This window comes from Natronococcus pandeyae (assembly GCF_008122205.1).
Taxonomy (GTDB): Archaea; Halobacteriota; Halobacteria; order Halobacteriales; family Natrialbaceae; genus Natronococcus; species Natronococcus pandeyae.
Window position 1 is genome coordinate 620,074 of sequence record NZ_PHNJ01000001.1, and the last position, 14,828, is coordinate 634,901.

Here is a 14,828-nt window from a genome sequence, read left to right on the forward strand (position 1 = left end):
CTGAACCCATGAGCGACACCGTATCCGATCTGATCGATCGATTGCACCGCGAGGCCGAGATGGATCTGCCCGACGCAGAAACCCCCGACGTGGGGATCGTGATGGGCAGCGACTCGGATCTCGGGGTCATGTCGACCGGCGGCTCCCGTCAGGGGGCCTACGACGCGTTCGTCGACGAACTCGGCTTCGAGGAGCAGACCGACTACGAGAATCCGCCCGACGCCCGATTCACCTTCGAGACCTACGTCACCTCGGCCCACCGTACGCCGGACCTGATGACGGCGTACGCCGAGACGGCGGAGGAGCGGGGCCTCGAGGTGCTCATCGCCGGCGCCGGGGGCAAGTCCGCGGACCTGCCGAACATGACGGCCTCGATCGCCTACCCCCTGCCGGTGATCGGGGTTCCCGTCCAGGAGAAGTCCGTCGACAGCGTCATCGGGATGCCGACCGGCGCGCCGCTGGTAGCTGTCGACGCGGGCAAGTCGTTCAACGCGGCGCTCTCCGCGGCCCAGATCCTCGCCCGACAGCACGAGACCGTCCGAGAGCGACTCCTCGAGTACCACGAAGGGCTACAGGAGGAGGTCGGACAGGTCTCTCGGGCGCTCCACGACCGGGGAACGGCGGAGTTCTCGAGCGAGTGATACGGTCTGCTGTAAGTCATTTCCGGCGCACCCGGGACCCGCCCTCCGTCTGCGCCGGTAAACAGTTACAACAGTCCGTATGAAACCCGCCGGAATCGACGACTCCTATCGCGTTCGGTACTAGTGCAAATCGTGAACGATCAGACGAGCGACTGGTAGCCGACTGTCAACGAGCTATATACCGTCTGCTGCCGTCCGTTCAACGGATTCTGATCGGTACGTAACTGAACGGTAACCTGTTCTTTACGGACAGATCGGTCAGCGAACGTCATCCGAGATCATTCGACCGAAATCTTCGGCTACGAAAACGGACGCTGGTGCTCCTATCGGCCGAAACTCGAAGAATCAACCCTTATATGGGTGCGGTCTGAACCTTCGAACGTTACGGAGATGAATGATTGGATCGCTATCGGAGCGCTTGCGCTCGTAGGATTGCTGATACCGCTCGGGATGATGGCGGTATCCTACCTCCTGCGACCAAGTGTCCCCGAAACGAGCAAACGTGCCACCTACGAGAGTGGCGAAGTTCCGACCGGCGGAACGCGCATCCGTTTCAATATCCAGTACTACATGGTTGCGCTTCTGTTCGTCGTCTTCGACATCGAGACCGTCCTGCTGTTTCCGTGGGCGGTCGTCTACCAGGATGCACTCGCCGCGGAGGAGTACGGCCTGCTCCACGCGCTCGGGCCGATGCTGCTGTTCGTCGCCATCCTGCTGGTCGGACTCGCCTGGGCGTGGCGCAACGGTGCAGTAGAGTGGGCACAAACGCCCCGACAGGTCGACCCCGGAGCTGATCGACCATGAGTAGTGACAAACCACGGCAAGATATCTACGAGAGTACCGTCCCGTCGACTGATACCCGGGAGTCGCGGATGGGTGCCGGTCCCGACGACCGTTTCAACTCGAAGCTTCGCGAGGCGTTCGGATCGTCGCCGTTTATCCTCACGAAGTTCGACAAGTTCATGAACTGGGTTCGGGGGAACTCGATGTTCATGCTGCAGTTCGGGATCGCCTGCTGCAGTATCGAGATGATCCACACCTACGCGATCAAACACGACCTGGACCGCTTCGGTGCGGGGGTTCCCCGCGCCTCGCCGCGCCAGGCCGACGTGATGATCGTTCCGGGAACTATCGTCTCGAAGTTCGGACCCCGGATGAAGCGCGTCTACGACCAGATGCCCGAACCCAAGTTCGTCGTCGGGATGGGTTCCTGTACGATCTCCGGCGGCCCGTTCCAGGAAGGGTACAACGTCGTCAAAGGTGCCGAGGAGATCATCCCGATCGACATCCACGTCCCCGGCTGCCCGCCCCGTCCGGAGGCGCTGATCTACGGCGTCGCCAAACTGCAAGAGCGGATCCGCAACGGCGAGACCTCGCCCGTCGTGGTCAAACCGTACGAACTCGAGCAGTTCGGCGACCTCCCGAAGGACGAACTCGTACAGAAACTCGCGGACGACATCGACGAGGAGGACCTCGTCATGCGGTACAACTGGGCTGATTCACCATGAGCACGGGACTCGAAAAGCAGACTCCAGGCGAGGTCACGGAGGACGAACTCGAGGCGCTGATCGGTGATCGTGCGCTCAGGCGCGACGATCATCTCAATGCTCCCGGCTTCGTCATCCGGCCGGACGACGTCCAGGACGTCCTCTTCGACCTGCGAGATGAGGCGGGGTTCGACCACCTCTCCTGTCTCACCGCACAGCAGTACGAGGACCGGTACGAGTCGATCTACCACCTGAAGAAGTACGACGATCCGACCCAGGAGGTTTCGGTCGTCGTTCCGACGTCGACCACCGAGCCCGTCAGTCAGACGGCAGAGCCGGTGTTCCGGACGGCCGACTGGCACGAACGGGAGGCGTTCGACCTGGTCGGCATCGACTACGAGGGCCACCCCGATCCGCGGCGAATCCTCCTGCCCGAAACCTGGCAGGGCCACCCGCTCTCGCTCGACTACGACCAGGAGAAACCCCAGATCGTCACGCTTTCCGAGCACGCCAACCCGATCCAGCCGGACCATCACGACGAGGAGTCCGACACGATGTTCCTGAACGTCGGGCCACACCACCCGGCCACCCACGGCGTGCTCCACGTCAAGACCGTCCTCGACGGTGAGACGGTCGTCGACGTCGACCCCGACATCGGCTATCTGCACCGCTGCGAGGAGCAGATGTGCCAGCAGGGCACCTACCGCCACCAGATCATGCCCTACCCGGACCGCTGGGACTACGTCTCGGCGGGGCTGCTGAACGAGTGGGCGTACGCCCGTGCGGCCGAGGACCTCGCGGACATCGAGGTCCCGGAGTACGCCCAGATCATCCGGACGATGGGCGCCGAACTGTGTCGGATCGCCTCGCACATGCTCGCGCTCGGGACGTTCTGTCTCGACGTCTACGGCGACTTCACCGCCGTCTTCCAGTACGCCTTCCGCGACCGCGAGGTCGTCCAGGACATCCTCGAGGACCTCACCGGTCAGCGACTGATGTTCAACTACTTCCGACTCGGCGGGGTCGCCTGGGACCTGCCCGAACCCCGCGAGGAGTTCCTCGAGAAGACCCGTGATTTCCTCGACGAACTCCCCGCGAAGATCGACGAGTACAACGACATGGTCACCAGCAACGAGATCTTCCAGGTTCGGTGTACGGATACGGGGATCCTCGAGCCGGAAGTCGCCAAATCCTACGGCTGCACGGGACCAGTCGCCCGCGCCTCGGGCGTCGACTACGACCTCCGCCGGGACGACCCCTACGGCTACTACGAGAACCTGGAGTGGGACGTCGTCACTCGAGACGGCTGTGACAACTACGCCCGCGTCCTCTGTCGCATGCAGGAAGTCGAGGAGTCCGCGAAGATCATCGAGCAGTGTCTCGACCTGCTCGAGGAGTGGCCCGAAGACGAGCGAAACATCCAGGCCAACGTTCCGCGGACGCTCAAGCCGGATGCCGACACCGAAGTCTACCGCGCCGTCGAAGGGGCGAAAGGCGAACTCGGCATCTACATTCGGTCGGACGGCACCGACAAGCCCGGTCGGTTCAAGATCCGCAGCCCGTGTTACCACAACCTCTCGACGCTCGGAGTGATGACCGAGGGGGAGTACATTCCTGACCTCATCGCCTCGCTCGGCAGCCTCGACATCGTACTCGGGGAGGTGGATCGATGATCGAGGTGCCACTACAGCAAAGCGACACCGTCTTGCTCCCCGAACGGATCGGCGAGCTAACCGGGCTGGATCAGTTCGGTATGGCCGGCGAACTGCTCGCGGCGTTTCTCGCGGCGTTCGTCGTCGGAAACCTGATGCTGGCGATGACCGGTGTCGCCGGCCCGTGGGCGAAACGGAAGATCACCGCCGCGTTCACGGATCGAATCGCGGTCAACCGACTCGGACCGGCCGGCCTGCTGATTATCGTCGCCGACTCGGTTCGCCTGCTCTCCAAGGAGATCATCATCCCCGAGAACGCCGACCGACCGGCCTACGACCTCGCACCGATCGTCGTGGCGTCGTCGGCGCTGCTCGGCTTCGCCGTCATCCCGATGGGGAGCGGGATCCACCTCGCCGACCCCGAAGTCGGTCTGGCGTTCGTCTTCGCCGTCGCCGGCATCGCGAGTATCGGCCTGGTGATGGCCGGCTATGCCTCGGCGAACAAGTACTCGATGCTCGGCGGACTGCGGGCGGTCGCACAGAACGTCGCCTACGAGATCCCGCTCGTCATCACGGGGATGTCGGTCGTCATCTTCGCCGGCTCCCTGCGGATGAGCGAGATCGTCGCCGTCCAGCAAGAGACGCTCGTCGCGCTCGGGCCCGTCGCGATCCCGGCCTGGTTCGCGATCGTCAACCCGTTCGCGTTCGTGCTGTTCCTGCTGGCGAACTTCGCGGAGGTCGGTCGGAACCCGTTCGACACACCCGAGGCACCGACCGAGATCATCGCGGGCTACCAGACCGAGTACTCCTCGGTCTACTTCGTGTTGATCTACCTCGGCGAGTTCCTGCACATCTTCCTCGGCGGGGCGATCATCGCGACGATCTTCCTCGGCGGTCCGGACGGACCTGGCCCCGAGTCGATCGGGATCGTCTGGTTCCTCGTCAAGATCTGGGGCGTGTTCTTGCTGACCCAGTGGCTCCGCTCGGCGGTGCCCCGGGTCCGCATCGACCAGCTGATCGAGATCGGCTGGAAGGGACTGCTCGTCCTCGCGTTCGCGAACCTCATCCTGACCGCGGTAATTGTGGGGCTGATAGCATGATCGGACTACTCAAATCGATGGCAACGACGATGAAACACGCACTGGACGGCTCGACGTTCACCGTCGAGTATCCCGAAACCGCACCGGACGTCTCCCCGCGGTTCCGGGGCGTCCACAAGTTCAGCCAGGAGCGCTGTATCTGGTGTCGCCAGTGCGAGAACGTCTGTCCGAACGACACGATCCAGATCGTGATGGACGACAAGCGCAACGGCGAACAGTACAACCTCCACATCGGACAGTGTATCTACTGCCGACTCTGCGAGGAGGTCTGTCCCGTCGACGCCATCCTGCTCACCCAGAACTTCGAGTTCACGGGCGACACCAAACACGACCTGGTGTACAACAAAGAGCAGTTGAAAGCGGTACCGTGGTACAAGGACATCGACCCGCTCGAGTCACGCGAACCCGACCGAGGCGCGTGGATCGGCGAGGGTGAGGGAGAGGTCGATTACCAGTAACCGGGTCGCCCGTCCCCGAGAACGGGCAGTTTACAAAACCAATGACATACGAGCTGATCGCGTTCGCGCTGTTTGCGTTCGTCACGCTCACCAGTGCGCTCGGCGTCGTGCTCCTGGCCGACCCGTGGCACTCGGCGCTAATGCTTGGCGTAACGCTGGTCAGCGTCGCGGTTTACTACGTGATGCTGGCGGCCGAGTTCGTCGCCATGATGCAGATTCTCGTCTACGTGGGCGGGGTCCTCATCCTCATCACGTTCGCCGTGATGCTCACACAGCGCGACGAGACCGAGACGAGCGAGGTGGTACAGACATGACGACCGGTCCGCGACTCCGACTCGGCGAATCACTGCTTCCCGGCGTGCTCGCCGTCGCGCTTTTCGGCGTAATGGCGCTGGTCGTACTGAACACGTCCTTTACGACGCAGATGGCCGACGCCGGCTATCCCGAGGGGATTTCGATCACCTCCGAGATCGGCTACGCGATGCTCGATCTCACGGCCCTGCAGTCGACCGAGGGGAACGTCGGCAACACCGAACCGTTCCTCGCCGCGTTCATCCTGATCGCGGTCGTGCTCGACGCCGCACTCGACGCCTCGCTCGTGCTCGCGAAACGCGAGAGCGAGGGACAGCCGGTCGCGGCGCTCACGAGCGTCTCCGGCAGTCCGGGCAGCACCGACAGCAGTCAGGTGGCCACGACGGACGGCGGCTTCGGGGACGAGGCTGAAACGGACGTCGCCCGCGAGGACGCCTCCGACACCGAGACGGGAGGTGAGGACCGATGAGCGTCGCCATCGAGTACTACGTGTTGCTGTCGATGGCGCTGTTCTGCATCGGCCTCTTCGGGATTCTGACGCGCCGAAACGCACTGATGTTCCTGATGTCCGTCGAGATCATGCTGAACGCGGCGAACATCAATCTGATCGCGTTCGCGTTCTACCACGGCAACCTCACGGGACAGGTCTTCGCCCTGTTCACGATGGCGCTCGCCGCCGCCGAGGTCGCCGTCGGACTCGGGATCATCCTGGTGCTGTATCGCAACTTCCGTGACGTCGACGTCACGGTACCGACGACGATGAGGTGGTAAGATGGAAGGGCTATTCGACTACGCTCCGGCGATCGCGTTGTTCCCGCTTGCGGCGTTCGTCATCGCCCTCGCCTTCGGCAACTATCTGCCGAAGAAGGGGGCGATCCCGGGTATCGTCGCGACGGGCGGCTCACTTGCGCTCTCGCTCGCGATGCTCGCGGCCGTCGCAGGTGGTGAGGAAGGGTATTACCACGACACACTGTACACGTGGGCGGCTGGTGACGCCGCCAGCGAGGTCGGCCCCGAGGGGATCGAGTTCACGTTCGGCATCCTGATCGATCCGCTCGCGGCGCTGATGCTGGTGATCGTCTCGCTGATCTCGTTCCTCGTCCACGTCTTCAGCCTCGGCTACATGAACGACGAGGGCGAGACCGGGCTGCCGCGGTACTACGCCGGTCTCGGACTCTTCACCTTCAGCATGCTCGCGTTCGTCTACGCGGACAACCTGCTGATGGCGTTCATGTTCTTCGAACTGGTGGGGCTGTGTTCGTTCCTGCTGATCGGCTTCTGGTTTCGCACCCGTTCGGCCCCGTCGGCCGCGAAGAAGGCGTTCCTCGTCACCCGTTTCGGTGACTACTTCTTCCTGATCGGGGTCATCGCCATCGCGGCGACGTTCGGAACGCTCCAGTTCGCCGGTAACGACTCGTTCATCGCGGCCGCAGAGGCCGCCATCGACGGCAACGAGCAACTGTTCGGCTTCGGTGCCGAGACCTGGGTGACGATCACCGCGCTGCTGGTGCTGGGCGGCGTCGTCGGCAAGTCCGCCCAGTTCCCGCTACACACGTGGCTCCCCGACGCGATGGAGGGGCCGACCACCGTCTCCGCGCTTATTCACGCAGCGACGATGGTCGCGGCCGGGGTCTACCTGGTCGCCCGGATGTTCGGCTACTACGCGCTCAGCCCGACGGCGCTCGCTATCGTCGCGTTCGTCGGCGGCTTCACGGCCCTGTTCGCGGCGACGATGGGTTGTGTCAAAGACGACGTCAAGCAGGTGCTGGCGTACTCGACGATCAGCCAGTACGGCTACATGATGCTCGGACTGGGCGTCGGCGGCTACGTCGCCGGCGTCTTCCACCTCATGAACCACGCCTTCTTCAAGGCGCTACTGTTCCTCGGTGCCGGTGCCGTCATCATCCTGATGCACCACGAGCAAAACATGTGGAAGATGGGCGGCCTCAAGGACAAGGCGCCCGTCACCTACTGGACGTTCGTCGCCGGCGCGCTCGCGCTCGCGGGGATCATCCCGTTCTCGGGCTTCTGGTCGAAGGACGAAATCCTGTACGACGCCCTGATCGTGGGCCTCGAGGAGCCGCTGATCCTCGCGGCCTACGCGATGGGTCTCGTCGCCGTCTTCTTCACCGGCTTCTACACCTTCCGGATGGTCTTCCTGACCTTCCACGGGAAGCCGCGAAGCGAGGCAGCCGAGGACCCACACGGCGTCGGCTGGAGCATCAAGCTCCCGCTCCTGACGCTCGGCGTCCTCGCCGTCGTCGCCGGAATCGCCAATCTCGCGCCGGTCTACAAACTCACCGGCATCGAACTGACGTTCCTCGAGTCCTGGCTCGAGGGCGGACTCGAGGGGACGACGTACGTCGCCTACACGGAACTCCTCGGGGACGTCTACGACACCGGCTTCATCGGGACCGAGTCGACGACGGTCCTGATCGCGGCCGGCCTCTCGCTGGCGCTCGCGTTCTCGGGCGCCGGCGTGGCCTGGAAGCTCTACAACGTTCCCGAGCCCGTGCGCCACACCGAGAAGCTCGGCGGCGCCTACGACGTCCTGCGGAGCAACTACTACCAGGACGAGTACCAGGTCTGGCTCGCCGAGGGACTGACGCTCCCGCTGGCTCGAGCGGCCGACCGCTTCGACCAGACGGTCATCGACGGCACCGTCGACGGCGTCTCGACGGCCAGTCTGTTCGGCAGTGATCGAGTGAAGCGGATCCAGACGGGTATCGTGACTAACTACGCGGCGTTACTGGTGACCGGGTTCATCGTCTTACTGATCGTGCTCGGGATCCTCGGAGGGTGGTTCGTATGATGATCGAAGCGCTAATCGCGGTCGCACTGGTGGGCGCGCTGGTGACGTTCATCGCGCCGAATCGTATCGCTGGCAAACTGGCGTTCGCCATCAGCCTGATCCCCGCAGCGCTCAGCCTGTGGATGTTCACGGTGTTCGACGGCAGCGGAAACGCCTTACTCGACGGCGAACTCGCCTTCGAGTCCCAGATGGAGTGGATCCAGCTCGGCGACTACACGATCTCGTGGTTCGTCGGACTCGACGGGATCAGTCTCCCGCTGGTCGTCCTGACGACGGTGCTCACGACGCTCGCGATCATGAGCTCGTGGACGCCGATCGACGACCGTGAGTCGCAGTTCTACGGGCTCCTGTTGTTCATCGAGGCGAACCTGATCGGCGTCTTCACAGCGCTCGACTTCTTCGTCTGGTTCATCTTCTGGGAGGCGGTCCTGATCCCGATGTACCTGCTGATCGGTGTCTGGGGCGGCCCGCGCCGGAAGTACGCAGCGATCAAGTTCTTCGTCTACACGAACGTGGCGTCGCTGCTGATGTTCGGTGCGTTCATCACGCTCGTCTTCGGCCTCGGCGACGCCGTCACGAGTTTCGCGCTGCCCGAGGTCGCGTCGGCGATGCTCGACGGCGGGCCCGAAGGCTTCCTGGGCGTCGGCGGCTCGACGCTCGCCTCGATCGTGTTCGTCGCGATGTTCCTCGGGTTCGCGGTGAAGGTCCCGATCGTTCCGTTCCACACGTGGCTGCCGGACGCCCACGTCGAGGCACCGACCCCCGCGTCGGTGCTGCTGGCCGGCGTCCTGCTGAAGATGGGGACCTACGCCCTGCTCCGATTCAACTTCACGATGTTCCCCGAGCAGGTCGAAGCGTATGCGATCCCGATCGCGGCCATCGCGGTAATCAGCGTCATCTACGGCGCGATGCTCGCACTCGCTCAGACCGACCTGAAGCGGATCGTCGCCTACTCTTCGGTCTCGTCGATGGGCTACGTCATCCTCGGGCTGATCGCCTACACGCAGTTCGGCGTCGGTGGCGCGACCTTCCAGATGGTCAGCCACGGACTCATCTCCGGACTGATGTTCATGGCGGTCGGCGTCATCTACAACGCGACCCACACCCGAATGGTGACGGATATGTCCGGGATGGCAGACCGGATGCCCGTCGCGGTCGGCATCCTCGTCGCCGGCGCCTTCGGCTACATGGGGCTGCCGCTAATGAGCGGCTTCTTCGGCGAGTTCACGATCTTCTTCGGGGCCTTCGGCGCAGAACAGCTTCCGTACTCGGAACTGTTCACCCCGCTGGCGATGTTCGGCATCGTCATCGTGGCCGGCTACCTGCTGTTTGCACTGCAGCGCACCGTCTTCGGACCGTATCACCTGGAAACCGACTACGAAGTGGGCCGCGCGCCGCTGCACGACGTCGCACCGATGTTCGTGCTGCTGGGCATCATCATCCTCCTCGGCGTGGCGCCCGAACTGATCTTCGAGATGATTACCGACGCAGTCGATCCGATACTCGAGAACGGAGGTGAACTGTAATGGCGGTGTTCGAACTGCCCGAGTGGACCGCACTCGCGCCGGCGTTGATCCTCGTCGCGACCGCGCTGTTGCTGTTCGTCTTCGACAGCATCAACCCGCGGACGAGCAACCGATCGCTGCTCGCAGGGACGTCGGCGATCGGTTCGCTGACCGCGCTGGGCGTCGCCGTCTGGTTCATGCTCGCCGGCGTCGGCACGCCGTCGGTCGACGGCGGCCGCGGCGTCGTCGAACTGTTCGGCGGCCAGTTCATCGTCGACCAGATGGCACTGTTCTTCATGGTCGTCGTCGCCGTCGTCACCGCGCTCGTCGCGGTGGCGAGCTACGACTACATGGAAGATCACGCCTACCAGGCCGAGTACTACTCGCTGGTCATGCTGGCGGCGACGGGGATGGCCACGATGGCCGCCGCCAACAGTCTGGTAACGATCTTCATCGCGCTCGAGTTGGCCAGCCTCCCATCCTACGCGCTCGTCTCGATCCTGAAAAACAACCGCGGCAGCGTCGAGGCCGGCCTGAAGTACTTCCTGATCGGCGCGCTCTCGTCGGCGATCTTCGTCTACGGCGTCTCGCTGGTCTACGGCGCGACGGGCCACCTGCAACTCGACGCGATCGCCGAGAACCTCGAGGGTGCCGGCGAGTACGGCGGCCTGCTCGGACTCGGCATCCTGATGATGATCGGCGGCTTCGCGTTCAAGACCGCGAGCGTCCCGTTCCACTTCTGGGCGCCCGAGGCCTACGAGGGCGCGCCGGCGCCGATCTCGGCGTTCCTCTCGTCGGCCTCGAAGGCCGCCGGCTTCGTGATCGCGTTCCGCGTGTTCACGACGGCGTTCCCGATCGAGGCGACGACGGCGGTGATCGGCATCGACTGGTCGCTCGCGTTCGTCATCCTCGCGATCGTCACGATGACGCTCGGCAACTTCGCCGCGGCGACCCAGGATAACGTCAAGCGGATGCTGGCGTACTCCTCGATCGGTCACGCCGGCTACGCGCTGATCGGACTCGCCGGTCTCTCCGCGGACGGCGGGCAACTCGTGATGGGCGCGGCGATGATGCACCTGCTGGTCTACGGCTTCATGAACACGGGTGCGTTCCTGTTCGTCGCGCTCGCGGAGTACTGGGGCGTCGGCCGCACGTTCGAGGACTACAACGGGCTCGCGACCCAGGCCCCGGTCGCCTGTTTCGCGCTCGGGATCTTCATGTTCAGTCTCGCCGGCATCCCGCCGCTGGGCGGCTTCTTCAGCAAGTACTTCCTGTTCGTCGGCGCGATCGAAGCCGGAATGCTCGTCGTCGCCGCGGCGCTGGTCGTCAACAGCGCGCTGTCGCTGTACTACTACGCGCGGCTGGTGAAGGCCGTCTGGATCGAGGACCCCGTCGCGGATCGCGGCACGCTCTCCCAGCCGACGGGACTCTACGCGGCGATCGTCTTCGCTGCCGTGCTGACCGTCGTCGCGCTCCCGGTGTTCGGTCCGATCGCGGACGCGGCTCTCGATGCCGCAGCCGTAGTTATCGGCTGAAGGGGCCAGGCGGGACGATTTCCGGATTTCGACGGGTCGTTCGGTGAAACCTGTCGACACCTTCTTTCCGGTCGCGTGGATCGACTAAGCCGGTAGTTTTTACCCGTCGGGGTTGCAAGCCGCGGTATATGGTTTTCCGGCTCGTACTCGGGTGTGGAACTGTCGGTCGGCAGGTTGCCGAGCGGCTTCCCGAGTACGACGGACAGCTACTGGTCATCACGGAAAACGGGAACAACGTCGAGACGCTCCGCGACGAGAGCATCCCGGCTCGTAACGCCGATCCGACGGATCCCGCGGTACTCGAGAGCATCGAGACGCCCGACGTCGTTCTCGTCGGCAGCGATCGAACCGACTGTAACCGTCTCGTGCTCGAGCGCGCCCGGGCACAGTTCCCGACCGCGTCGATCGTCGCGTATCTCGGCGGAAATCCGTCACCGGACGACCGCGAGACGTTCGACGAACTCGCGGACCACGTCGTCGACGCCGAGCAGGCGATGGTCGACGGCGTCCTCGAGGAGGCGGCGAGTTCGGCGGCCGAGTCCGCGATCGAACTGCGACGTCACCTGCAGGGGATCGACGGTCGACTCGCCGTCGTGATGCACGACAACCCCGATCCCGACGCCATCGCGAGCGCCGTTGCCCTGGCAGAGATCGCGGAGTCGCTCGGCGTCTCGGCGGACGCCTGCTACTTCGGCGACATCTCACACCAGGAGAATCGGGCGATGGTCAACCTGCTCGAACTCGACCTGCGCAATCTCGACCCCACCGACTCGCTCTCGGAGTACGCGGCGTTCGCGCTGGTCGATCACTCCCGGCCGGGGGTAAACGACCAGTTGCCGGACGATCTCCACGTCGATATCGTCATCGACCACCATCCGCCACGCGGGCCGGTGGCGAGCGAGTACGTCGATTTGCGCGAACACGCGGGCGCGACCAGTACCGTCCTCACCGAGTACGTCGACCAGTTCGAGACGTTCGATCGAGCGACGGCGACGGCGTTACTCTACGGCATCCGGGTCGATACGAACGAGTTTACGCGAGAGGTCTCGGCCGCCGACTTCGAGGCCGCGTCGACGCTCTGGCCACACGTCGACACGGACGTGCTTTGCCGGATCGAGCAGCCGTCACTCGGGGGCGACACCTTAGAGACGATCGCACGGGCGATCAAGAACCGAGAACAGCGGGGATCGGTCGCGGTCGCGAGCGTTGGCCAGATCGGCGACCGTGACGCCCTCCCGCAGGCGGCCGACCGCCTGCTCACGATGGAGGGGGTCGAGACGACGCTCGTCTTCGGGTTCATGGACGAGATGGTGTTCGTCTCCGCCCGCTCACGGTCGAACGGCGTCGACCTCGGCGAGACGCTGCGGGACGCCTTCGACCAGATCGGCAGCGCGGGCGGTCACGCGGACATGGCGGGTGCCCAACTCGAGATCGGAATTCTCGCCAGCGCGGACGACGTGGAGGAGGTCGAATCGATCGTCAGCGTCGTCGAGGAGGTAATCACGAACCGGTTCTTCGAGGCGATGGAGACGCGACCGGGGACGCCGGTCGGCACCTACGTCCGGACCAGCGAGTGGCTGTTTGCGCCGGACAGCACCGATTCCGGCGAGTCCACCTGAACACGGCCGGCAGCGAACGACAGCGCGGCGACAGCGCTTTTGCACTGGCGTCCCGTGTGGCACCGTATGGAGATTGCGTCGGACAGGAGCAAACCCCAGGTCGAGGACTACATGACCCGCGACGTGGTGACGGTCTCGCCGGACACGACGGTCGGCAAGGTCGCGAATCGAATCGCAGAGAGCGACAACCATAGCGGGTTTCCGGTCTGTGAGCGTCGCCGCGTTGAGGGGTTCATCAGCGCTCGCGATCTGCTGGTCGCGGAGGAGGACGACCCGATCTTCAAGGTGATGACGACGGACCTGCTCGTCGCACACCCGGAGATGAAGGTGACCGACGCGGCCCGGGTCATCCTGCGTTCGGGCATCCAGAAACTCCCCGTCGTCGACGACGCAGGGAACCTCGTCGGCATCATCTCGAACGCCGACGTGATCCGGAGCCAGATCGAACGCGCGACGCCCGAGAAGGTCGGCAAACTCGTCCGGACACTCGAGCAGATCCACGACATCGAACTGCGCCAGGAGCGACGGACGGTCCCGCTCGGCAATCTCACCCCGACTCAGGGGCGGGTGTACGCCGACGAACTCGAGGGCCGGCGCTACGAACTCGAGCACGGACTGGCCGAACCGCTGGTCGTGATCGACAACGGCGGGGCGCTGTTGCTGGCCGACGGCCACCATCGCGTGCTCGCGGCCGACCGGCTGTCGATCGACGAGATGGACGCGTACGTGATCGTCATCGACCGGGCGATCGATCTCGGGATGGCCCGGACGGCGGCGAAGGAGGGCCTGGAGTCGATCGATGACATCGAGGTCGTCGACTACGCGCGCCACCCGCTGGTCCAGACGACGAAACGGCTCCAGTCCGAGGAGGAGTGACGGGAGACGAGACGCTCCGTTCGGCTGACCACTGGTGAGGGTTTTCTGCCTTCAGCGAGTATCCCGTCCGATGACCGACGAGAGTTCAGAGCGCGTCCTCGTTGCGGGTGCGAGTGGTGAGACGGGAACGGAACTGCTGGCCGTGTTGCGACCGACGGATCTCACCGTCCGCGCCACGACCAGATCGTACGCGAACGTCGAGCAACTCGAGCGACTCGGAGCAGACGAGGTCGCCGTGGTCGATTTCTTCGAACCGGCCGACGCGGTGACGGCCGTCGAGGGCTGTGATATCGTCTGCTGTGCGCTCGGCACGCCGCCGAGTTACCGCCACACCATCGGTGGCAAGCTGGTCGATCGAACCGGGGTCAGCAACTTGCTGACGGCGGCGGTGAGCGAGGACATCTCTCATTTCGTCTACCAGAGTGCGATCGGCGTCGGGAGCTCCAAACCCGGACTCCCGCTTCCAGCCAGACTCATCATCCGGGGGTCGTTGCGAGCCAAGCGAGACGCCGAGACCGCGATCCGTCGGTCGGGGATCGAGTACACGATCCTCAGACCCGGCAAACTCACGAACGAACCGCCCAGCGGCGAGGTCGTCGTCGGCGAGGGCGGCGACTCCGTCTCTGGGTCGATCTCGCGTGCCGACGTGGCACGTATCATGGCTGCGGCCCCATTTACGCCGGACGCACGCAACCACACGTTCGAGATCGTGAGCCGCAGCGGACTCTCGGGTCCGCCAAAGCGCTCGGTCGACGTCGACTGGGCGTTCGATCGAATCAACGCCGATCGGGATCGAATGCGCCTCTAGGCGCGCACCCGGAATCCTTAATG

15 protein-coding genes are annotated in these 14,828 nt (G+C 64.4%); all 15 read left to right on the forward strand.

Going from position 1 to position 14,828, the window contains the following annotated elements; translation table 11 throughout:
* Window positions 1-8: 8 nt before the first annotated feature.
* Window positions 9-641 carry an AIR carboxylase family protein gene (locus CV102_RS03145; protein ID WP_148856418.1) on the forward strand — a complete coding sequence of 211 codons (633 nt, stop codon included), beginning with the start codon at window positions 9-11 and terminating at the stop codon, window positions 639-641.
* A gap of 390 nt (window positions 642-1,031) precedes the next feature.
* A complete protein-coding gene (locus CV102_RS03150) occupies window positions 1,032-1,445 on the forward strand; it encodes an NADH-quinone oxidoreductase subunit A (protein ID WP_148856420.1) in 414 nt (137 codons plus the stop codon).
* Window positions 1,442-2,149: an NADH-quinone oxidoreductase subunit B gene (locus tag CV102_RS03155; protein WP_148856422.1), complete on the forward strand. Its 708-nt coding sequence runs from the start codon at window positions 1,442-1,444 to the stop codon at window positions 2,147-2,149. Before CV102_RS03150 ends, CV102_RS03155 begins: the two co-directional genes overlap by 4 nt.
* Window positions 2,146-3,801 carry an NADH-quinone oxidoreductase subunit D gene (locus CV102_RS03160; protein WP_148856424.1) on the forward strand — a complete coding sequence of 552 codons (1,656 nt, stop codon included), beginning with the start codon at window positions 2,146-2,148 and terminating at the stop codon, window positions 3,799-3,801. The genes CV102_RS03155 and CV102_RS03160 overlap by 4 nt, the downstream gene beginning before the upstream one ends.
* Complete coding sequence (locus CV102_RS03165; RefSeq protein WP_148856425.1) at window positions 3,798-4,880, forward strand: complex I subunit 1/NuoH family protein; 1,083 nt, start codon at window positions 3,798-3,800, stop codon at window positions 4,878-4,880. The genes CV102_RS03160 and CV102_RS03165 overlap by 4 nt, the downstream gene beginning before the upstream one ends.
* On the forward strand, window positions 4,877-5,338 hold the full coding sequence (locus CV102_RS03170; protein ID WP_148856426.1) for a NuoI/complex I 23 kDa subunit family protein: 462 nt from the start codon (window positions 4,877-4,879) through the stop codon (window positions 5,336-5,338). The genes CV102_RS03165 and CV102_RS03170 overlap by 4 nt, the downstream gene beginning before the upstream one ends.
* A gap of 41 nt (window positions 5,339-5,379) precedes the next feature.
* Complete coding sequence (locus CV102_RS03175; RefSeq protein WP_148856427.1) at window positions 5,380-5,652, forward strand: NADH-quinone oxidoreductase subunit J; 273 nt, start codon at window positions 5,380-5,382, stop codon at window positions 5,650-5,652.
* A complete protein-coding gene (locus CV102_RS03180; RefSeq protein ID WP_148856428.1) occupies window positions 5,649-6,119 on the forward strand; it encodes a hypothetical protein in 471 nt (156 codons plus the stop codon). Before CV102_RS03175 ends, CV102_RS03180 begins: the two co-directional genes overlap by 4 nt.
* Window positions 6,116-6,421: an NADH-quinone oxidoreductase subunit NuoK gene (gene nuoK, locus CV102_RS03185; RefSeq protein WP_148856429.1), complete on the forward strand. Its 306-nt coding sequence runs from the start codon at window positions 6,116-6,118 to the stop codon at window positions 6,419-6,421. Before CV102_RS03180 ends, nuoK begins: the two co-directional genes overlap by 4 nt.
* Window position 6,422: 1 nt before the next feature.
* Complete coding sequence (nuoL, locus tag CV102_RS03190) at window positions 6,423-8,462, forward strand: NADH-quinone oxidoreductase subunit L (RefSeq protein ID WP_148856430.1); 2,040 nt, start codon at window positions 6,423-6,425, stop codon at window positions 8,460-8,462.
* Window positions 8,459-9,988: a complex I subunit 4 family protein gene (locus CV102_RS03195; RefSeq protein WP_148856431.1), complete on the forward strand. Its 1,530-nt coding sequence runs from the start codon at window positions 8,459-8,461 to the stop codon at window positions 9,986-9,988. The genes nuoL and CV102_RS03195 overlap by 4 nt, the downstream gene beginning before the upstream one ends.
* Complete coding sequence (locus CV102_RS03200) at window positions 9,988-11,502, forward strand: NADH-quinone oxidoreductase subunit N (RefSeq protein WP_148856432.1); 1,515 nt, start codon at window positions 9,988-9,990, stop codon at window positions 11,500-11,502. The genes CV102_RS03195 and CV102_RS03200 overlap by 1 nt, the downstream gene beginning before the upstream one ends.
* A gap of 128 nt (window positions 11,503-11,630) precedes the next feature.
* On the forward strand, window positions 11,631-13,121 hold the full coding sequence (locus CV102_RS03205) for a DHH family phosphoesterase (RefSeq protein ID WP_148856433.1): 1,491 nt from the start codon (window positions 11,631-11,633) through the stop codon (window positions 13,119-13,121).
* Window positions 13,122-13,187: 66 nt separating this feature from the next.
* Window positions 13,188-13,997, forward strand: coding sequence for a CBS domain-containing protein (locus CV102_RS03210; RefSeq protein ID WP_148856434.1), 810 nt, complete (start codon window positions 13,188-13,190; stop codon window positions 13,995-13,997).
* A 70-nt stretch (window positions 13,998-14,067) separates the two neighbouring features.
* Entirely contained in the window at window positions 14,068-14,805 is a 738-nt protein-coding gene (locus CV102_RS03215; RefSeq protein WP_148856435.1) for an NAD(P)-binding oxidoreductase, read from the forward strand.
* Window positions 14,806-14,828: the final 23 nt, after the last annotated feature.

What these genes read in the sequence shown, in the direction of transcription:
- CV102_RS03145 (WP_148856418.1), top strand. Translation starts at nt 9, where the DNA reads ATGAGCGACACCGTATCCGATCTGATCGATCGATTGCACCGCGAGGCC.
- CV102_RS03150 (WP_148856420.1), top strand. Translation starts at nt 1,032, where the DNA reads ATGAATGATTGGATCGCTATCGGAGCGCTTGCGCTCGTAGGATTGCTG.
- CV102_RS03155 (WP_148856422.1), top strand. Translation starts at nt 1,442, where the DNA reads ATGAGTAGTGACAAACCACGGCAAGATATCTACGAGAGTACCGTCCCG.
- CV102_RS03160 (WP_148856424.1), top strand. Translation starts at nt 2,146, where the DNA reads ATGAGCACGGGACTCGAAAAGCAGACTCCAGGCGAGGTCACGGAGGAC.
- CV102_RS03165 (WP_148856425.1), top strand. Translation starts at nt 3,798, where the DNA reads ATGATCGAGGTGCCACTACAGCAAAGCGACACCGTCTTGCTCCCCGAA.
- CV102_RS03170 (WP_148856426.1), top strand. Translation starts at nt 4,877, where the DNA reads ATGATCGGACTACTCAAATCGATGGCAACGACGATGAAACACGCACTG.
- CV102_RS03175 (WP_148856427.1), top strand. Translation starts at nt 5,380, where the DNA reads ATGACATACGAGCTGATCGCGTTCGCGCTGTTTGCGTTCGTCACGCTC.
- CV102_RS03180 (WP_148856428.1), top strand. Translation starts at nt 5,649, where the DNA reads ATGACGACCGGTCCGCGACTCCGACTCGGCGAATCACTGCTTCCCGGC.
- nuoK (WP_148856429.1), top strand. Translation starts at nt 6,116, where the DNA reads ATGAGCGTCGCCATCGAGTACTACGTGTTGCTGTCGATGGCGCTGTTC.
- nuoL (WP_148856430.1), top strand. Translation starts at nt 6,423, where the DNA reads ATGGAAGGGCTATTCGACTACGCTCCGGCGATCGCGTTGTTCCCGCTT.
- CV102_RS03195 (WP_148856431.1), top strand. Translation starts at nt 8,459, where the DNA reads ATGATGATCGAAGCGCTAATCGCGGTCGCACTGGTGGGCGCGCTGGTG.
- CV102_RS03200 (WP_148856432.1), top strand. Translation starts at nt 9,988, where the DNA reads ATGGCGGTGTTCGAACTGCCCGAGTGGACCGCACTCGCGCCGGCGTTG.
- CV102_RS03205 (WP_148856433.1), top strand. Translation starts at nt 11,631, where the DNA reads ATGGTTTTCCGGCTCGTACTCGGGTGTGGAACTGTCGGTCGGCAGGTT.
- CV102_RS03210 (WP_148856434.1), top strand. Translation starts at nt 13,188, where the DNA reads ATGGAGATTGCGTCGGACAGGAGCAAACCCCAGGTCGAGGACTACATG.
- CV102_RS03215 (WP_148856435.1), top strand. Translation starts at nt 14,068, where the DNA reads ATGACCGACGAGAGTTCAGAGCGCGTCCTCGTTGCGGGTGCGAGTGGT.